We start from the raw sequence: 20,520 nt of genomic DNA, 5'->3' as shown, positions 1-20,520 counted from the left end.
AAAAGTATCCATCAACATATACTAAAATAGAATAAATAACTTATGCTTTCTTTATTATATAATCAAATGCGGCAGCTACAGCATCACGCTGAGTAGCTAAAAGCTCTGCAGTATTAATACGTTTTAGAGTAGCTCTACTGCCAACTCTTGGTGTAACACGACCAAATTTAGAGAAGATATCATCAGTAGCTTTCCACATTTTTATTTCATCAGAAGTACCTATACGCGTATCTATTTTATTTGGTACAAAGAATAAATCAGCTTTCATCTGAGGAAATTTTTGCTGAATTGCGGTAAGAACTTGAACAAAAGTTCCTGTTGAATCAAGACATTTATCTTCATATTCATATGGAATAATAATAGCATCAGCATTAACAAACATAGGAACAAGACCATCCTCACCCACATTACCTGGACTATCAAAGAGAACATATCCATCTACTTCTGAGGCAGAATCCATAAGCTGCTTCATCATTTTAGGATCCTGAACATCGAATTCTTGAACTTCATAAGGCATATCATTTTCCTCAAATATCTGCAAATCTTTAGTACGCTGACCTGCTATTGTTTTCTGAAGGTCGGTATCAATAATACAAACATCCTGCTTCTTATATGCTAAATAATTAGCAAACAAAATACAGAGTGTAGACTTACCAACACCACCTTTCTGGTTCGCGAATACTATCTTCTTATTTTTAGCCATTTTATTGCTCGTTTTTCTGAATAAAAGCCTGCTTCAAATGAAACAAGCGATATATAAATACAGATGCAAATATAAAGATAAATATCGTAATATCCAAATAATTAATTGAATATTTCTACAAATAAGTAGATAAGTAATTCAATAAAAGAATAAAGGGATAAAAAGACAAAAAAATAATGATATAAACAAATATTAAAACAAATATATTATAAGATATAAGGGTATTTATATATAACTATATTTAAACTATAGTATAATGATACATTAGTATATTTAGTTGTATATATACATAGTTATCTGTACATTTATATTATTATTGTATTATATTCTTAGTTATTTAATCTTTTCCTTATTTAGATATTTAGACTTAAATTTATTTATATAGGTAAATAGAGATATAGTTATATGTTTATACTATAGTATATAGATATGTTTATTTAGCTAGATAAGAATATACTTGTATCAATACATATTAATATAGTGGTATATTTATATTTATATATAGATAGACAAAGTAACATTAACACAGTTATATATATACATATTTATCTACATGTATATTTACTTCAAAATAGAAATGAATAAACAAAGAAATATTGAAAAACAAAAATAGAGAAACATTTAATGATTGATTAAAATAAAAAAATAATTAAATATAAAAATGATATATATTTGCATAAATACATGAACAAATATACTCCCCTACCCTAAGATAAAATAAATAAAAAATTATACCATGGATATAAAAAAAGAAAATGAAAAAAGAAAATGATGAGAACAAAAAATAGAACCATCAACATTTAATGATGTCAAAATAAGCACTTAGAAAAATCAAAAACATTTGAAGTTTACACGAAACAATAAACTACATATGTATATATTTAAATAATTAAACATATTGATTATATATACATATATTCAAATATCTATATATAATAAATTTATTGATGTATAATATAATAAAAAAGTAGAAAGAATAAATAGAGGCAAACAAAGAAACAAAGTTACAGAGAAAATAGATAATCTCCCCTACTATAGTGCGAAAACAAAAATACCGAAAGTCATATATATAACAACAAAATAAGAATTTCATATAATAAAAGAAAAATTTGAAAAAAAGGAGGACTAAAAAAAATAAACAAAACCATCGAGATAAGAAAACCAAAACAACAAATGATTTGAGTAAAATAAAAAACTTAAGACTATAAAGTGGACCAGGATCTACCCTACCCCACCAAAAAACGAAAAACATAAAACCAATAATTCAATAGGAAAACTTAACCATACAAAGACTACCCCAAAAAAGATTGTAAAAGAGAAAAATAAAATATAGGCAAAAGGCTTCAATTATAATTACTGTCCAAGTAAACCTGAAAAAGAAACATACAAAGGAAATCAAAAAGGGACAAAAGACAAAAAAGGATTTAATGGAAATTGAGAGCTAATTGATAAAAAATCAGCGAAAAAAATCGCTAAAATTCTAGAATTTCGGCCAAATACCAATGACAATGGAAAATATTAAAATTTTGGAGGGGGAAAATCAACCAAAAAGAAAGAATTTACATAGAAAAAGAAATATATAAAAATCTATAAACAATTGATAATCAACGCTTTACAAAATAATATAGATAAACAAACAAAACTAGAAAACAAATGAAAAAAGTTCGACTAAAAATGTCGAAATAGAAAAAAAATCCCCTATTTTGTAAATAATAAAGAATAATGAAGAAGAAATAAATAAAATAGAAGATCAAAACAGAGCATTGAAATAGGTAAATTAGAATGAGAGAATCTCGATAACAAAAAAAAATAAGGACGCATAAGAAACAATTTAGGCGAACGTAAAAATATCAAAATGAAAAAAGAAGAGCTTATTACAAAATTAAATAATATAAGAGAAAGTACTAATAATAGAATATTTATCATTAATGTATAGTGCTTTATGATTTATGTGTTATTGATTTAATATATTTATATTCTTATATTAATAAATAATATCACAACATAAATAGTTATATATATATATAATGAAGAGTAAAGAAATAAAAAAGAAAAACAATTAAATCATTATAACTACTTAAAAAAAGACTGTCTACTCACGAACTCACCAGAATAGTAAAAGACATCAAGAGCTGAAATAGAAGATACAAAGGCTAAATGGATAAAACAAAAATACCAAATAATAGGGAGAGGATAATAAAAAAGATAAAAAAACAAAAGCTCCCAACGTGTCGCAGATGGCATAATAGAAAAAGATAAAAAAGAAAAGGATATAAGACAAACAAACCAAAAGATTAGAACAACTTTAAAATAAAAAAATAGGAAGAACGACAAATAGGGCGTATTATACTCCAAAACAAAAAATAAAAAATGAAAAAGCAATTACAACAAATAAGTAATGCCAGACATAAAAACATATACGACAAAATAGTAGTATTGATTAGACAAATAAGGAAGTTTTAATAAAAAGAAAAAATAAAAAACGATTTAAATTATATATTCACAAATATAACATAACAGACTGAATATCAAGACAGTAAATAAGTAAGTAAGGCCAAAGTGCGACAAAAAAATGAAGACTTCATGATAAATAATGATAGTGCTAAAATCGAAAAGAAGACATATTAGGAGTATCGCGCTGACATATAGGGAAGTTTCCTACGACATATAGGGAACAATTAATCATAATCAAGTTGGAAAAAAAGACAAGACAAAACAAATGCGACATATTGGGAGCAATATAAAGGTTAAAAAATAAAAGAGCGACAAAAAAAAGAAAAGTACATTACATTAAATGATAGTATAATACAAGATAAATAACTTATTGATTATAAACACTTTACAATTGGTAATACACATAAAAGAGGAAAGGCTGCAAGGAATATAGGGATGAACAAAACAAAATTTATCACATTCAAGAATATAATATACACCATTAAAGTGCGACAAATTAGGCGCATAAACGACAGGGGAAAAGAAGACGAAACCTCTAAAAAACAAAACTATAAAAGACATAGAAAAAAGATATAAAGGACGACATATATGGAAGTTTTAACAAAAGTTCCTAATATGTCGCCGCCAAAAAGTCAACCAAAATAAGAAATACTACTAATAAGTCGCCGAAAAAGAATAAAAGAAAAAAGAAAATAGGACCAAAACAAAAGAAATAAAAAGAATACACCTAATTTGTCGCGCGCGTAACTAAAATGTCGAAATAAATGGAAAAAATAAAATGAAAATCAGAAAAAAAGGATAAAATTATAAACTTCAAAAGATTAGACAATCTTTATTAGATCAATATCTAAGATATAGTTAAGCTTGCGTATATGACTGAAAATCAAATATTTACAGAACATGCCAACGACAAGTTAGGAGGTTTAATTAGACAAATTAGGAGTTTTGAAGTGACAAGATAGGAAGATGTAGCCGACATATATGGAGCGATTAGGAATAGATAAGCGACAAAATAGGAAGATTAAGATCTCTGATCGTCATATTAATTATAAAATTAATAAATAATTAAACAAAATATAGCTAATAAAGGGTATGCATAAGAGCGTATTTGAAGAAATAAACCATATTTTACACTAACAATTCCTTTTCGATGAAAAGTTATAACGCACTGATATGTAAAGATTCTAGTAATGTCAGCGACAAAATAGGAGCAATGTAACAAATGAATACGATAAAATAATCGACAAGTTAGGAACTTTATGAAAATAATATACTGAATGCAGTTGAGAAGCGAAAATTTAATGAAATATAATTGAAAGCAAGAAGAAAAAAAATGAAATTCTCAATGAATTCCAACCTGGGTATAGAGCAATAACATATCTTATGTATTTAGCGGGTAAACAAGAAATTCGCAAAATACTCGTTATAAACGGTCTCATGATTTCAGTTTTAAACGTGTTTTCAAGAGTGTAGAGACGTTTCTAGAGAAGAAATGACTTATTCACTTCCCGGATATATTTTGGGGCTAAATAATCCATATAGATTTTTTCTCCATCACTTCCTCTATATAATTTTATTGATGATCAGGAATCACATGACAAATTCTTGAAAAATTCGCGCGTAATTTCGAAAAAAAAGAAAAAATCCCCCCAAAAACAGAAGAAAAACCTCACCATAGACTTTGAATAAACCACCAAAAGCCTGATAAAAAACTAAATTTTGAAATGAAAATCAAAAAAGAAAATTTAAAATTGATACTTTCTTGGATTTAGACAATCTTTTGAGTCTTTTATTTGATTATTAGTTAGAAAGCTGTAATTGTCTGAAGATCAAAAGAATGCACAAATATAAATCGACACTTTAGTAGTATTGGTTAGACAAGTTAGGAAGATTTAGTAGACACATTAGTAGTTTTGTTTCGACATTTATGGAGTATATTGAAATAGTAGTTCGACAAATAGGGAGTTTTCTTGTCTTTGTTATTTCTAAATTGCCTTAAAATAAGGTATTTGTACTGTTATAGCGACAAATTAGTAGCTTTATATCATCAAATTTTGTATATCTCATGTATACAGTTGTAGGTAGTGTCGAAAAATATAATGGAGTTTTCCATTTTTTGTCGCCTTTTCAAAAATGCTAATATCAACCAGTTACAAAATTGAGCGACAGAATAGGAGTATTTCATGACAGACAAGAATCCTTAATAATGCGACAAATAAGGAGTTTTTGGGTCAAATTCTATTTGCTGACAAATAGGGAGTTTTCGGGGTAATTTACACTAGGCGACAAATAGGGAGTTTCTTTTTAATGGGGTAAATAGAGGATAAAGTAGCCAAGTTTTTCCTGTAAATGGACGACCAAAAAGAAAACACGTAGCACTTTGCAAGTAATGTACCCCCTCGTGAATACTCCCTATTTGTCGTATTTGCGACAAAAAAGGGAAAAATCCGTTATATTTTTTGGTAGTAATCAAAAATAAAACTACCTTTGTGCAGCAATTCATTTCTTCGAAATTTAAATAGGAGTATGAAGTTACAGACAATAGAACGTAAAATACAAAAACTGAGGGAAGCGCAAGAGGTTTCTTTTATACTTTTGCAGGAACGAGGGCTCTATCCTGTCTCGGTATATCATATCGAGAGAGGGGAGAATTATACCTTTGATACCTTGTTAAAGTATCTAACGATTCTCAATGCCCATTTGCTCATTAACGAAACTGAAGTAACCGACTTATTAGAAGCTGGAGCTGCTTTCAGAGCACTTCGTGTAGAGCAAGGATGGTCTTTGGCCTCATTAGGTATGGCTACTAAATTGTCTGCCCGTACAATTATCAATATCGAGAAGGGCAGGGGGTACACCAAGAAAAATCTCATTAAATATTTATCCAAGGTTCATGTCGACTTTGGCATTAAATCGTTAATATAATCATGGCTGATAAAAATACAGACGAATTCAAATTGACTCCTGATGTAGGCGCAAAGACCGATAAGCCAGCAAAAAAGGAACCTGCATCAAAGAAGAGTTCAACAAAAGATACGACGAAGAAAAAGTCGACAAAGAAAGGTGGAAAAGGCAAGAAGAAAGACCTTCGTGCTCGAAATATATCGAGTGCCCTTATCCCTATCGAAGAAGAAACTTGGCTCGTACAACCGATTGCTGTAACGATGATGCGCCATGACTATTCGCTTCTTCAGATACGTATTCTGGTGAGTGTGGTTGAGTCGCTCCAGAGCATTTTGCATGGTATTCTTAATAATGCCAGAAATCCGCAATTAGAGCTGTTTCATACTGATGAGCTCGATGAGGATGGCAAGATGCCGGTGAAGATTCCGTTTAAGAGTTTGGGAGTAGATCCTAATCACTATGCGCAGCTCAAAAATTCACTCAAGATGTTGGCTTCTATTCCGGTAGAAATACCTTATAAGTCGCCAGAAGGTAGAAAATATACAAAAGTAACCAACTTGTGTGATGTCTATATTCCGGAGGATGTACATTATGATAAATATGCCGTACTGAAGCTTGATAAAGGCGTGGCAGAGCGCTTGGTTTCACTTGATATGGGATATCATCGTTTGGGCAAGCAGATTGTTTTTGCTGTAAAAAATCGCTATACCCAGCGTATTTACATGTTTATTGAGAGCTGGCTCGACAAAGGACGAACCGTTATCAAGACGGTAGAATTCCGAAAGATGCTCCGCCTGGAAGACAATTATAAGAAGTTTTCCGATTTCTGTCGTCGAGTACTCGATCCTGCTAAGAATGAGCTCAAAGATTTGGCAGACAAAGGTTATTGTGACTGTTATTTTGAGTACGAAAAGAAATACGACCATGGCCAGCGAGGTGGTGAGCCGGATGAATTGATATTTAATATCTTTAGAGCCAAGAATGCGATAAACCAGCAACTTGAAGAGATGAACAAGGCACAACGTGAACGTGTAGCTCGTATGCTCATCGATTACTTCGGATTCACCCCGGTTAATTCTAAGAAATTGGCTCAGCGTATTACGGCAGATAGTTATCCGGCTGTCGCTAATAAAATGCAGAATCTGATAGACCGATTCAAGACCGATCCTACGATTAAAGATAGAGCTGCTTACACCTTCAAGAGTCTTGATGAAGTTCTTAAGAAATACGAGACCCCTAATACCGAGTTTGAAGTGATAGAGGATGAAGAATAGGGATGAATGTATTACTCCCTATATGTCGCATAGGGGACATATTAGGAGTATTCATTGAAGCAAAAAAAATAGGAGGTAACCTCCTCGAGATTCCTCCTATCCAGCTGTCCAATGACAGCCTGAAACATTACAATCAATCATTAATATATGGCTAAGTTGACAACTTGTATCAACAATGGCAAAGGTACGATGATTTATACATAAACGAAATACCACATTTATGTGATTTGATATCCATAAATGTGGTATTTCTGCATATAAACTAATTATTTTTTGTATTTTTGCACTAAATCTCTAAACATTTTATCGTATTTTATGAATAGAAATCTACTTTTTGTGATGGCATTATCATCTGCATTATCAGCTTCAGCACAAAAACTCCATTATCCCCAGGCACCACAAGACGGTACCGTAGATACTTATTTTGGAGTACAGGTGCCCGATCCTTATCGTCCACTCGAAAACGATACCGCTGCAGCTACTGCTCAGTGGGTGGAAGCAGAAAGCCAGTTAACTCAGAACTACCTCAAGCGTATCCCTTTCCGCGACAAACTGTTGAAAAGACTCCAACAGGTGTCTAATTATGGTAAAGTGTCTCAGCCTAGTTGGAATCCACAGCTCAAAAAGTGGTTTTTCTCTAAAAACAATGGTCTGCAGAATCAGAGTGTTATCTATACGATGAACAAGCTGGGTGACGAGAAGAATGCCAAGTTGTTTCTCGATCCTAATACCCTATCAAACGATGGTACAGTAGCTCTTCAACGCATTTCGATATCACACGATGGTCGCTATGCAGCTTATAGCATTTCGCGAAGCGGAAGCGATTGGCAAGAATTTTATGTGATGGATGTCAAGACCGGTAAATTGCTTGATGATCATATCCTTTGGGCTAAGTTTTCTATCGCAGCTTGGAAGGGTGATGGATTCTATTATAGTGCCTATGACGCGCCAGAGGAGCAACATGCTTATACTAGCAAAAACTCCTGTCACAAGATATACTATCACAAGATAGGTACCCCTCAGAGCCAGGATGTACTCTTCTATATGAATCCTGCTCATCCGATGCGCTTCTATGGTGTAAGTGTCAATGAAGAAGAAACCATGATGTGGCTTGAAGAGAGTGGAGACGGAGCCGGAAGTACTGTGTATGTACGCGATCTTCGTAAGCCTGATAGTCAGTTTATGCAGATGACATCAGATATGGATTGTCAGTACGCCCTAGTCGGAACTATGGGCGACAAAATGTATTATCTTACCAATTACAAGGCGCCTAAATATCGTCTGATGGTTGCAAATATTCACAATCCGGGTATAGACGACTGGCAAGAAGTGGTACCTGAGCAAGACTATGTGCTCGAGGATGTAACGATGGCCGATGGCAAACTGATATTGAGTTATACCCAAGATGCTTATAGTCATGCCTATGTATATTCTCTTGATGGCAAGAAGCTGCAAGATATCAAGTTGCCTGGTGTGGGCAGTGCCAGCTTTGGTGGTCGTAAAGATATCAAGGATGTATTCTTCACGTTTAGCTCTTTTACAACCCCGAATACCGTATATAAGTATGATATCGCTCAAAACAAGAGCACTCTCTATTCAGCTCCAAAAGTAAATTTCAATCAGAAAGATTATGTATCAGAGCAAATTTTCTTTGAGAGTAAAGACGGCACTCGTGTACCGATGTTTATCACTTATAAGAAGGGACTCAAGCGCAATGGTAAGAATGCGGTTTATTTATATGGATATGGTGGTTTCAACATATCTTTGCCACCTTATTTTTCTGCTTCACGCATTCCATTCCTTGAGAAGGGTGGTATCTATGCTCAGGTAAATTTACGAGGTGGAAGCGAATATGGTGAGAAATGGCATCAAGCAGGAACCAAGATGCAGAAGCAGAATGTTTTTGACGACTTTATTGCTGCTGGAGAATATTTGATAGCTCAGAAGTATACCAGCAAAGATTATCTCGCTATCGTAGGTGGAAGTAATGGTGGTCTTTTAGTAGGAGCTTGCATGACTCAGAGACCTGATCTTTTCAAGGTTTGCATCCCTCAGGTAGGTGTTATGGATATGCTTCGCTATCATAAGTTTACCATCGGTTGGAACTGGGCATCAGACTATGGTACATCAGCCGACAGCAAAGAGATGTTCCAATATCTCAAGGGATATTCTCCTTTGCATAATCTAAAGAAAGGAGTACACTATCCGGCAACGATGGTGACTACAGCCGATCATGATGATCGAGTAGTTCCAGCACACAGCTTCAAGTTTGCTGCTACCCTGCAGGCCGATAATGCTAGCGATAACCCGATGCTTATCCGCATTGATACTAAGGCCGGACATGGTGGAGGTAAACCATTGAGTAAGCAGCTTGAGGAGCAAGCCGACATTTATGGTTTCATACTCTATAATATGGGATTAAAATATTAAGTTCTCGCTATATACCAAAAGAGGATGTCCCTTTTTGAAATGAACCCCGAAAGTTAGACAAAAAACTTTCGGGGTTCACTTCAAAGGGACTTTATATTCTTTGTTATTTTCCTTTTCTCACGCGATTCAGAAAATCGGTCATCTTTTTCAAATTTTCTTCATCATACATATTCATTCCGTGTTCGCCTTTAGGTACGAAGGTAGCTTCAGTCTTAACTCCGGCAGCCTTGAGCACTTCATAGAATTCTTTACCCTGACAGCACGGTACCACGTTATCCTTTTCGCCATGGAAAATGATGATTGGTGGATCATTTTTATCCACATAAGTAGTCGCCGACAGACTCTTGTATTTATCCGGCTCCTTGTCAAGTTTACTTCTCAGCATGATATCCTCCGGGCTGTCTTTACCCATAGTGATATGATGACCACAGTCCATGTTCATCAGGTTGATAGGTCCCGACCAGTCGCAGGCAGCATTCACTTGACTGCTTTCCTGAGTATATTGTCCTAAATTGCCCTCCAAGTCAATATCCACAGAGCCCACTTTTGTCGCCTTAGTACCACTGGTAGTAGCCGTAATTGAAGCCAGGTGAGCACCAGAAGAGAAGCCAGATGTTGCGACAAATGAAGGATCAAAGTGATATTTTTTTGCTTCACCCCTGACGAATCTTACCACAGCCTTGATATCGTGTATCTGAGCAGGCCAGCTGGCATCGCTACTTGATCGATGGTTCGGACAAACTACAGCATAACCAGCATCGAGCAGACTTTTTACGATAGTGCCCAAGTCTGCCATACCCTTACTATTATTGCTAAACCAGGCGCTACCGTAGATATGTATCACTACCGGATAGTTCTTTTGTTTTTTTCGAGGCAGATAGATATCGCAAGTATGATAAGTCTTGTTGTCACCTGCATAGTTTACATCCTTCCACTCCTGAGAAGTTTCGAGTTTCACCTGTGGCATCTGAAAACCTCCAAATCCACCGGCAGGCATCTGAGCCTTAGCCGTTACTCCTGCGAGCAACAGCATCATTTCAAGTGCAATTTTTTTCATGTTTAATAATGAATTAGATTGATAAAGTTATTATTTTAGAAACGACCTTCGAAAAAGAATATTTCGTTTTCGAAGGTCGTTAAATAGGTTACCAGATACGAGCGCGCTGGTCTGATGGGATGAACATCTTACAGTTCTTCTTAATGTTGAACGTCTTGTACCAACTGTCAATCATAGGCAGGGCTGCATTCACACGAAGCATGTGTGGTGAGTGAGTATCAGTATTGACAGCATAAGCTACATACTCAGGGGTAGAGTTGCTTGCCCAAACACGAGCATAAGCTAAGTAGAAACGTTGGGCTGGTGTGAAACCTTCTGCATCCTTCAGAGGTTCTTGTTTCATACGGTTTTCAAAGGCGCGGAAGGCAATGTTAATACCACCATTATCACCAATGTTCTCACCAAGTGTTTTTTTACCGTTTACGTTCAGACCCGGTACGGCTTCTTGTTGGCTAAACCAGTTTGCCAGTACTTCAGTACGTTTGTCGTAGTTAGCCTTATCAGCATCGGTCCACCAGTTTATCAAGTTACCGTCTTTGTCAAACTGACAGCCCTTATCATCGAATCCATGACTCATTTCATGCCCAATAACTACACCGATAGCACCATAGTTAGTGGCATAGTCTGCCTCAGGGTCGAAGAATGGTGGCTGTAGAATAGCAGCAGGGAAGTTAATGCTGTTGAAACGAGGATTATAGAACGCATTGATGGTTTGTGGGGTACATCCCATGGTGTGCTTATCTATAGGCTTGTTCCAGTATTTTTCTATCATCCCTTTACGTGTAGCAGCAGAGATACGGATAAAGTTTTCTACCATATTCTCATCTTCGCGAATATCGATATATTTCTCTTGGTCATCCCATTTCTCAGGATAGCCTACGTTAACGTAGATGGCATGAAGTTTTTCGATAGCCTTCTGCTTCGTAGTGGCGCTCATCCAGGTATTATCATTCAGACGGTCTTCGAAAGCCTTCTTGAGGTCGTCGATGAGCTTGATAACGCGTTGGCGTGAAGACTCTGGGAAATATTCTTTAACATAAAGTTTACCGATGGTTTCACCCAGATTATTGTCGATAAAGCTTACGGCACGTTTCCAGCGCGGCTGCTGTTCTTTTACACCATATACGGCTTTGCGATATTCGAAGCTACGGTTGGTGAAATCGTCACTCAGATAGCCGGCGCAAGAGCGGATAATCTGTAGCTCCATGTATGATTTGAGGTCTTCGATAGAAGTTTCGGCCAAGACGCGTTCTACTTCATGGAGAGCGTCAGGCTGTCCCACATTAATTTTTTCGAAGTCAGTAGGATACTTCAAGGCTGTCCGATAAGCCTCCCAGTCGAGACCTTTGTAATCCTTCTTGAGCTCTTGCCATGTAGTGATGTGGATGCGTGCACGTGGGTCGCGACTTTTTACCTGGTCGAATGTCTTCACACCGATAGCATGCTCGATAGCCCATTCTGCCTCCATTTTCTTCTGAGCTTCTGCATCGCTATAACCTACCATTTTAAAGAAATCTTTATAGAGAGCTTTGCGAGCGGCTACTACAGCCTTCTGCTGTTCGTTAGGGTTGGCATAAAATTCCTGAGCTAGTGATGGACCACCATGGCCAGCACTCATCATGATTTCCGAAGAGTTATAAGGGTTCATGCTGATACTGATACCCCATGGAGTGGTGTTGAAGCCTTTGGCATCAAAATCATACATCAGCTTGAGCAGAGACTGTCGGTCTTTAAGCTCGCGAACCTGTTTCAAGTAAGGCAGGATAGGCTGATAGCCCATTTTATTGCGACTGATAGTATCCATATAGAGGCGATAGAGCGAACCAATTTTTTGTCCGTCAGTACCTTGTTCCAGATGCTTTTTGGCATAATTCATTATCAGTTTGTTGATGCGATCATTGTTTTGCTCGTCTAAGTCGACAAAAGCACCATTTTGCGGATGTTGAGCATCAAGAGGATGGGTTTTAAGCCATCCGCCAACGGCATACTGCCAGAAGTTGTCGCCAGGTTTAGCTGTAAGGTCCATATCGGCCTTGTTCACGTGAGCTTTTTGTGCTGTTGAGCCAAGGCATGCGAGAGCCATGGTTACAGCGAAGAAAATTTTTCTCATCTCGTTTTTTTTTATAAGTTTATGTACTGTTAATACTTTTATTATTTTGTTGTATATCTTTATACGTTTATATAAATATATTTAATATAATAACTGTAATAATTTGCTTTTTTATTGTCTTGTTCTCTGTGTGTACAGAGATTTTTAGAAGATCTGATTCATTACATTAGCAGGAGCTCTTCCAGCATCGAGTTCTTGCTTCATGAATTCGAAATACGGAGCGGTATGAGCAAAGAATGATCGATAGCCTTCGCAAAGATAATTCAATCCAGACTCACCATCTGTCGTGTAGCAGAATCGGTTCTTAGGGCATTCTCCATGACAGAGATGAGTGTATTTGCATTCCTGACACTGGTGGGGAAGTGACCCCCGCTTGCTTTGTCCGAAAGCTTCTTGTTGTTTGCTGTAGAGCATCTCGGTAAGGGTCTTCTCGTGTATGTTGCCTAATTTATATTCAGGAAAAACGAAGTGATCACAGCAATATATGTCTCCGTTATATTCCATCACACCAGCATGTCCACAATTGGCCGACATCGAGCAGATGCCAGGCTGTACCCCTGCGTAATTAGCCAAAGTAGCATCAAACAATTGTACATAGGTTTGGCCAACATCGTGATGTACCCATTCGTCAAATATTGTGTTAAGAAAATAGCCCCACTGTTCAGGTGAAATGGAAAAATCAGAAACATCTAATATGTCGTCTGTAAGCGAAGCGAGATGTCGACCATCGTCATGCTTTACGATACGCTCCACGATAGGAGTGAACTGAATATAGTGGCAATTTATCTCCTTGAAAAAGTGATAAAAATCTAGCGGATAGTCAGCGTTAAAATCATTTACCACCGCCATAGCGTTCCATTGCACCCCATGTTTATTGAGTATTTCGATGCCCTTCATTACTTGATGAAATGTCGGTTTACCGCCACGGCTTCTTCGGTATTCATCATGAAATTCCTGCGGGCCATCGATGGATACACCTACTAATATATTATTTCGTTTGAAAAAATCGGCCCATTTGTCGTCAATAAGTGTACCATTGGTCTGAAAGCAGTTGTCGATAGCTCTACCACGCCCATATTGGTGTTGCAGTCGGATAGCCCTTTCGTAGAAGGCTATAGGTCGCATTAGCGGTTCGCCTCCATGCCAGGTGAAAAGTATCTCGTTCATCGTCTGAGCTTCAATATACTGTTTGGTAAACCGTTCGAGCAGTTCATCGCTCATGATATGGCGTGGATCATTAGGGTAGAGTTTAGCTTTCTCGGTATAGTAGCAGTACTTACAAGCAAGATTACAGGAAGGACCTGCAGCTTTAGCCATGATATACATCGGGTGTGAAAAGGGTGCAATTGTTTTCATATTGTTTATATTATGAATGCAAAAGTAAGAAAAGTTGTGTAATTTCTTACCTTTTGTTTGGGGTTTATTTTATTTTTTTATGTGCAAAAGTATTTGTTTTCTTTTTCTTCGGCAATACCATATATATAGTATATATCTTCATAATGGTATGAATATATTATTCGTGTATTTTGCAGATATCATTTCTATAGAATAGCAATTATGCATTCTTTAGTAAATAAATATGTCAAATACATCATATACCCCCCATAGTTACAGCTAACCTATAGCTTGCTAATACCAAACATTTGCTATTCTGGATAACCAAAAATAAGGATAAAATGTCCGAAAAAATAGTGATATAAAATACCATCGAAAGGCGATTGTGCGGCTACGTATTTTGCTTTACCTTTGCAACCAAGAAATAATAATAAAAATTTTGTGAACTAAGGCGAATAATGGTTGTTAAAATCATGTGAATAATCGTCATAAAAAAGAAAGGATATTAGTTATGAAGAAAGGTATATTATTAGCCATAACATTGCTGTCTCTAGTTGGTAGAAGTACTGCTCAGGATCTTAAGATTAATGTTTCAGATGCTCGATTTACAGCTCCTTTACTAGAGAAATTGATAAAAGAATATAAAAAGGTCGATCCTGACTTTCAAGCTCAGGTGTTAACCCATGATGGTGTTGAGAGTGATGCACGAGTATCACTAGATAACGAAGCTTCTGCTACTATTCTTGGTCGCTATATAGTGCTGCCGATAGCCAACTCTCAGAACGTTTTACTAGAAAATAAGAAAGTTAGAAAAGGACTGAATGGTAAGCTTACTAAACAGATTTTCGTATTGAAAGACTACCTGGAGGCTCTTGATGCCGAAGAAAATGGAGAGAAAGAGCTCCCAGGTACAGTCTATTCGCTCACTGGTAGCAAAGCTATTACAACCAAGGCTTTTGCCAATGCGCTCCATGTGTCTCCTAATAAAATTAAGGGGAAAAAAATAGTCGGGAGAGAAGAAAATGCCCTAACTGCAGTTCAGAATCACAATGATGCTGTATCTTTCAATGTAGCCAGTTTGGTTTATGATACGCAGAGTAAAAAGCCCGTGTCAGGCCTTACTGTGCTACCGATAGATATCGACGATAACGGTAAGATAACAGAAGAGGAACGTTCTGCTTTTGGAACAATTACTCAGTTGACAGAATATATTGATCATTTATCAGACATATCTGTTCCTATTGGTAATATATACTTTGACACCCAAAATCCAAAGGCAGCGGTCTTTGCGAACTGGGTTTCTCAAAATGGTCAGCAGCTCCTTCATGAGTATGGCTATTTGAGGGCAAACACAAAATTAATCGCACAAAAATAATTATTACCACAAATTCGTTTGTTTTTAGGTCAAGTTTTTATTTAGTGGGCATCTTTCTTCGGGAGCGAAGAGAGTATGCTTACTCCAATAGTCGTATATCTACTTGATTCAGATATAAATATATGTATACTAATACAAATATATAAACACATAAAACTTAAGTTTTTCAGCCGTTGCTGGGAAATAGTAAGTAAATATATTAACCCTATTAATTGCGAATATGAAAATAAGAGAGATTGTAACTGAAAAGCAGTTGCCACGCTTTATCGTATTGCTGGTTCTGCTCCTGACGTCTGTTTTGCCGTCGTTAGCCCAAAGTCTTCGAGGAAGGATAGTTGATTCTCGTACCGATGAGCCCATCGTTGGAGCAATAGTATCAGTAAAGGGCGACATTGGTAGTAAGGTTGGGGCAGTGAGTGATATAGATGGTAACTTTACACTCGATATTAAAAAAGCTCCTGCGGTGATAGTAGTGAGTTTTACGGGTTATAAGAGAGAAGAGATTGATATTTATGAACTTACCGATGATGTGCTCCCGGTGTCGCTTACCGAGGATTTTAATGCTCTAGAAGGTGTGGTCGTTATCGGTTATGGTACCCAGAAGAAAGCAGATTTGGCCGGATCTGTAACCAGTGTCAATGTAGGTGAACTGAACAAGTCTACCAGTGCTTCGCTTAATGGTCTGCTCAATGGTACAACTCCAGGTTTGCAGGCTACACCAACTGGTGGTCAGCCTGGTGCCGGAATAAGTATTCGCATACGTGGAGGAAGTTCTGTTCAAGGAGGTAATGAGCCATTGTATGTTATTGATGGTTTCCCTATTTACAATGAGAGTATAACTTCGGGTACATTTTCAGATGTGAATGCAAATATTGATCCCTTGTCTACCATTAACCCAGGTGACATAGAGTCGATTACCGTTCTGAAAGATGCATCAGCTACGGCTATTTATGGTTCGCGAGGTGCCAATGGTGTAGTTATTATTACTACCAAAAAAGGTTCTTATGGTGATAAGGCCCAGGTAGCTTATTCGGCAAGTGTAGGTTTTCAGAAACTTAGAAAAAAATATGATGTGCTTAATGCTACAGAGTTTGCCCAACTTAAGAATGATGCGATGTATGATATAGACCCTTCTGGGGGAAAATATCAGTACAAATCTGCAGAAGAAGTGGCAGCTTTAGGAACTGGTACAGACTGGCAGGATTTGGCTTATCGTACAGCCGTTGTTACCAATCATCAGTTGAGTATCTCTGGTGGTTCTGAGAAAACCAGATATTCTGTATCGGGCAACTATTTTAATCAGGATGGTATCCTTCGTAACACTGGTTTCAACCGATTAAGTACTCGTGTTAATTTGGACAGCAAGATAAGCGACCGCTTTACTGTTGGATTTAATCTAACTGCCAGCAAGACCAAATCAAAAGTTTCTCCTACAAGTACTACTTTTGCAATTCTTCAGGAACCAGCTACAGCTACAGCTTATGAAGAAGATGGAAGTTATACCTATGATCCAGGTTTTGAAACTGCTGTACGAAACCCGATAGCTTCTTTGGATCTGGAAACTAACAAAAGTAGAAGTTATAAACTTTTAGGTACCGCCTTCGGTGAATATGAAGTTATCAAGAATCTCAAGTTGAAAGTATTGTTTGGTACAGATGTTGATAATACTAAGGACTATCATTATGTACCATCTAGTCTTTATGAGGGAGTGTCTAATGGTGGTAGTGCCACTATTGGAGTGGTAGACCAGAGTTCGTGGTTGAATGAAAACACCCTGACCTATGGCTTCGATATCAATAAAAAGCATCATTTCGATGTATTGGCAGGTTTTACCCAGCAGGAGAGCAAAACAGAAATAGTAAGAGCTAATTCATATAATTATGTCTCAGACTTTTATGAGTATAATAGTTTACAGAGTGGAGCAGTAGCTGGGCAGCCTTACTCGTATTCTGCCACACATTCTTTGCTATCACTGTTGGCACGTGCTAATTATAATTTTGATCAGAGATATTATGTAAGTGCGAGCATTCGTCGAGATGGTTCATCTCGATTCGGAAAAGACAAGAAATGGGGAACATTCCCTTCTATAGGTTTGTCATGGAGTGCTACCAATGAGTCTTTCTTTAAACCATACAAACGCTTGTTTAGTAATTTTAAAGTGCGTGCTAGCTATGGTGTCACAGGTAATCAGGAAATTGGTAATTATCAGTCTTTATCAACTCTCTCTTCTACTCATTATATTTTCGGCAATCAGCTGGTAGTGGGTTATGTGCCAGACCGAATTCAGAATGATGACTTAGGTTGGGAAACAACAAAACAGTTCGACTTAGGTGTGGATGTCAGTTTCTTGAAGGATCGTTTAAATTTTACGGCCGATTACTATTACAAGAAGACAACAGATTTATTGTTAGAAGTAGCAATACCATATACCACAGGTCATGATGTTTCTTTACAAAATTATGGTAGTGTAGGCAATCGTGGTTTTGAGTTTGCTGTTAATTCCAAAAATTTCATAGGTCAATTTAAGTGGAATACATCGGCCAATATCTCTTTTAACCGAAATAAAATATTGAGTATTGGCGGAACTTCTGATTCTTATATTACGACCAGTTATTATTGGGCTTATATTCTAAAAGTAGGTCAGCCTCTAGGAACTTTCTATGGAGCTGTATACGATGGTGTGTTACAGGAAGGCGAAGAAGAAACCAAGGGCAATTATACCTATAATCAGACGGCTAAAGCCGGTGACCGATTGTTTAAGGATCTTAATGATGACGGAAAATTTTCGAATGCAGATGATCGAACAATTATAGGCAATGCACAGCCAGATTTTACATTTGGTATATCTAACTCTTTTGAATATAAAGGTTTTGATCTCAATTTCCTTATCAATGGATCTGTTGGTAATGACATCGCCAATATCAATAAGGTACGACTTTCACTCTATAGCGGCTTGCAGAATGCAGTAGGAGAGGCTCGCAATCACTGGACATCAGATAATCCTAGCAGTACTATATCTCGTGCCAAGAGCGAGGGCGCAACAGTCTTCTCTACCGAATATATCGAGGATGGTAGTTTTGTAAGGCTCAAAAATATCACTCTAGGATATACTTTTCCAACCAACTGGGTAAAGAGTATCGGACTGTCTTACTTGAGACTCTATGCTTCTGCTACTAATCTTTGGACAATAACTAATTATAGTGGTTATGACCCAGAAGTAACATCGGCAGACAATGCTTTGACTGCAGGAACAGATTATGGTGCATATCCATCAGCTAAAACATTTAATTTTGGTGTAGAGATCAAATTCTAAATGAATGTTGAGGATCAAGTCAAAAAAATATTTTCAAATAAGAAAAGCTGTATGAAGATTAATCTTAATATTAAATATATACTCGGTATTGTGCCTTTGCTGGTAGTATCGTGCACATCATTAGATGAAGAACCTGTTTCTAATCAGGTAACTACTCAGTTTTATACAGACCAAAGCGAAGCTATTTCTGCTGTAAATGGTGTCTATTCTGCTTTACTCTTTGGTGGTGATGATCAGACGCTGTATAATCGTGGAATCCAGGTGGCCACAGAGATTTCAACAGATGATTATATAGCAGGACCTCGTGCTATTAATACCAATGTTAGAGCCTTGGCAGCCTTATCACACGATGCAGCTAATGATCGTATGGAGGCTATTTGGGAAGATAGCTACAAATTGATTAATGCAGCTAATATTGTTATCGATAAGGTTCCGCTTATTGCATCCGACAAGATATCGGAAAGCATCCGACAGAGAAGTATCAATGAGGCGAAATTTCTTCGGGCTTTGGCTTATTTTAACCTTGTTAGGTGGTTTAAGTATATACCATTAGTCTTACATGAAACTACTTCGTTATCGGAAGACAAACTCTATGTGGAGCAAGCTGATGAGGATGATGTATATGCTCAGATAATCCAAGATTTGAAGGATGCCGAAAATTTACCTGAGCCAACAGCTTATGCTAATGAAGATGTAGGTAGAGCCACTTCTGGAGCTGCTAAGTCGCTTTTGGCTAAAGTGTATCTTACAAGAGAGCAGTGGCAACTGGCTGCATCAAAAGCTCAAGAGGTAATTAATAGTGGGTGGTATGATCTGTTTGAGAATTTCTCTGATGTTTTTAATCCGCAGACCGAAAATGGCAAGGAACATATTTTCTCACTTCAGCATAAAGGGTATACTTCTGGATCTAGACATCTACTAGCTGGTTGTGAGGCAACTTACGAAGTTCCTGGCATCAATGGTAGTTATGCAGATGCCTATAATACCAATAGTGATCTCTATGCTTCATATGCCAAAAATGACAGAAGATTACCTGTAACCCTGATTACTGAGCAGGTAAGCCCACTAGACAATAAGACGTATAAACTTTCTGCACCTGTTTTTAATAAATATTACGACAACAGTGTTGTAGGTGCACAAATTCAATCGTCGGTTAATTTTCCGGTTATTCGATATGCAGAGGTTTTGCTGATTTATGCCGAGGCTCTAAACGAATTGAATGGACCTACTGAGGTGGCTTATGAATATCTGGATAAAATAAGAAGTCGTGCGGGTATCAGTAAACTGGCAGAGTCTGCTCCAAATTTATCTAAAGAAGCATTTAGAGATTCACTTTTTGAAGAACGCAGAAAGGAATTTACTTATGAGTACCAGCGATGGTTCGATCTTTCCCGTCGGGGTGCAGACTATATGATTAAGAAATTGAAGGCTGCAGGAAAGACGAATGTAGCCTCTCGACATATCCACTTCCCGATACCACAAAGAGAATTAGATCTGAATCCGAAGTTGAAGCAGAATCCTGATTGGGAAAATTACTAATACTAAAATATTAACATTTAATAGAT

Annotated in this window: 10 protein-coding genes; 6 read left to right on the top strand and 4 right to left on the bottom strand. The window is 36.7% G+C overall.

Going from position 1 to position 20,520, the window contains the following annotated elements:
* Window positions 1–40: 40 nt before the first annotated feature.
* Entirely contained in the window at window positions 41–703 is a 663-nt protein-coding gene (locus tag L6469_RS10905; RefSeq protein WP_006281683.1) for a ParA family protein, read from the bottom strand.
* 4,980 nt (window positions 704–5,683) lie between these two features.
* Between L6469_RS10905 and L6469_RS10900 the strand changes: the two genes are divergently transcribed.
* The 3 genes from L6469_RS10900 (at window position 5,684) to L6469_RS10890 (ending at window position 9,765) form a co-directional block, all read left to right on the top strand.
* Window positions 5,684–6,082 carry a helix-turn-helix domain-containing protein gene (locus L6469_RS10900; protein WP_006281682.1) on the top strand — a complete coding sequence of 133 codons (399 nt, stop codon included), beginning with the start codon at window positions 5,684–5,686 and terminating at the stop codon, window positions 6,080–6,082.
* A 2-nt stretch (window positions 6,083–6,084) separates the two neighbouring features.
* Window positions 6,085–7,335: a replication initiation protein gene (locus tag L6469_RS10895; RefSeq protein WP_006281681.1), complete on the top strand. Its 1,251-nt coding sequence runs from the start codon at window positions 6,085–6,087 to the stop codon at window positions 7,333–7,335.
* A 315-nt stretch (window positions 7,336–7,650) separates the two neighbouring features.
* Window positions 7,651–9,765, top strand: coding sequence for a prolyl oligopeptidase family serine peptidase (locus tag L6469_RS10890; protein ID WP_006281680.1), 2,115 nt, complete (start codon window positions 7,651–7,653; stop codon window positions 9,763–9,765).
* 103 nt (window positions 9,766–9,868) lie between these two features.
* Here the strand turns inward: L6469_RS10890 and L6469_RS10885 are convergent, their stop codons facing one another.
* The 3 genes from L6469_RS10885 to L6469_RS10875 form a co-directional block, all read right to left on the bottom strand.
* A complete protein-coding gene (locus tag L6469_RS10885; RefSeq protein WP_006281679.1) occupies window positions 9,869–10,822 on the bottom strand; it encodes an alpha/beta hydrolase in 954 nt (317 codons plus the stop codon).
* Window positions 10,823–10,910: 88 nt separating this feature from the next.
* Window positions 10,911–12,932 carry a M13 family metallopeptidase gene (locus L6469_RS10880; protein ID WP_006281678.1) on the bottom strand — a complete coding sequence of 674 codons (2,022 nt, stop codon included), beginning with the start codon at window positions 12,930–12,932 and terminating at the stop codon, window positions 10,911–10,913.
* Window positions 12,933–13,076: 144 nt separating this feature from the next.
* Window positions 13,077–14,288, bottom strand: coding sequence for an anaerobic sulfatase-maturation protein (locus L6469_RS10875; RefSeq protein ID WP_006281677.1), 1,212 nt, complete (start codon window positions 14,286–14,288; stop codon window positions 13,077–13,079).
* A gap of 490 nt (window positions 14,289–14,778) precedes the next feature.
* Here L6469_RS10875 and L6469_RS10870 point away from each other — a divergent pair, with 490 nt between their 5' ends.
* The 3 genes from L6469_RS10870 (at window position 14,779) to L6469_RS10860 (ending at window position 20,494) form a co-directional block, all read left to right on the top strand.
* Window positions 14,779–15,642: a hypothetical protein gene (locus tag L6469_RS10870; RefSeq protein ID WP_006281676.1), complete on the top strand. Its 864-nt coding sequence runs from the start codon at window positions 14,779–14,781 to the stop codon at window positions 15,640–15,642.
* Window positions 15,643–15,862: 220 nt separating this feature from the next.
* Complete coding sequence (locus L6469_RS10865; protein WP_006281675.1) at window positions 15,863–18,955, top strand: SusC/RagA family TonB-linked outer membrane protein; 3,093 nt, start codon at window positions 15,863–15,865, stop codon at window positions 18,953–18,955.
* A gap of 51 nt (window positions 18,956–19,006) precedes the next feature.
* A complete protein-coding gene (locus L6469_RS10860) occupies window positions 19,007–20,494 on the top strand; it encodes a RagB/SusD family nutrient uptake outer membrane protein (RefSeq protein ID WP_006281674.1) in 1,488 nt (495 codons plus the stop codon).
* Window positions 20,495–20,520: the final 26 nt, after the last annotated feature.

Source organism: Segatella baroniae B14, assembly GCF_022024235.1.
In the GTDB taxonomy this organism is placed as follows: Bacteria; Bacteroidota; Bacteroidia; order Bacteroidales; family Bacteroidaceae; genus Prevotella; species Prevotella bryantii.
Note: the sequence above shows the minus strand (reverse complement) of the source record. Positions and strands in the feature narration are given on the sequence as shown.

Bases quoted from the DNA above. Each gene is read 5' to 3' on its own strand.
- L6469_RS10890 (WP_006281680.1), top strand. From the start codon at position 7,651: ATGAATAGAAATCTACTTTTTGTGATGGCATTATCATCTGCATTATCA.
- L6469_RS10860 (WP_006281674.1), top strand. From the start codon at position 19,007: ATGAAGATTAATCTTAATATTAAATATATACTCGGTATTGTGCCTTTG.
- L6469_RS10875 (WP_006281677.1), bottom strand. From the start codon at position 14,288: ATGAAAACAATTGCACCCTTTTCACACCCGATGTATATCATGGCTAAA.
- L6469_RS10865 (WP_006281675.1), top strand. From the start codon at position 15,863: ATGAAAATAAGAGAGATTGTAACTGAAAAGCAGTTGCCACGCTTTATC.
- L6469_RS10870 (WP_006281676.1), top strand. From the start codon at position 14,779: ATGAAGAAAGGTATATTATTAGCCATAACATTGCTGTCTCTAGTTGGT.
- L6469_RS10905 (WP_006281683.1), bottom strand. From the start codon at position 703: ATGGCTAAAAATAAGAAGATAGTATTCGCGAACCAGAAAGGTGGTGTT.
- L6469_RS10900 (WP_006281682.1), top strand. From the start codon at position 5,684: ATGAAGTTACAGACAATAGAACGTAAAATACAAAAACTGAGGGAAGCG.
- L6469_RS10880 (WP_006281678.1), bottom strand. From the start codon at position 12,932: ATGAGAAAAATTTTCTTCGCTGTAACCATGGCTCTCGCATGCCTTGGC.
- L6469_RS10895 (WP_006281681.1), top strand. From the start codon at position 6,085: ATGGCTGATAAAAATACAGACGAATTCAAATTGACTCCTGATGTAGGC.
- L6469_RS10885 (WP_006281679.1), bottom strand. From the start codon at position 10,822: ATGAAAAAAATTGCACTTGAAATGATGCTGTTGCTCGCAGGAGTAACG.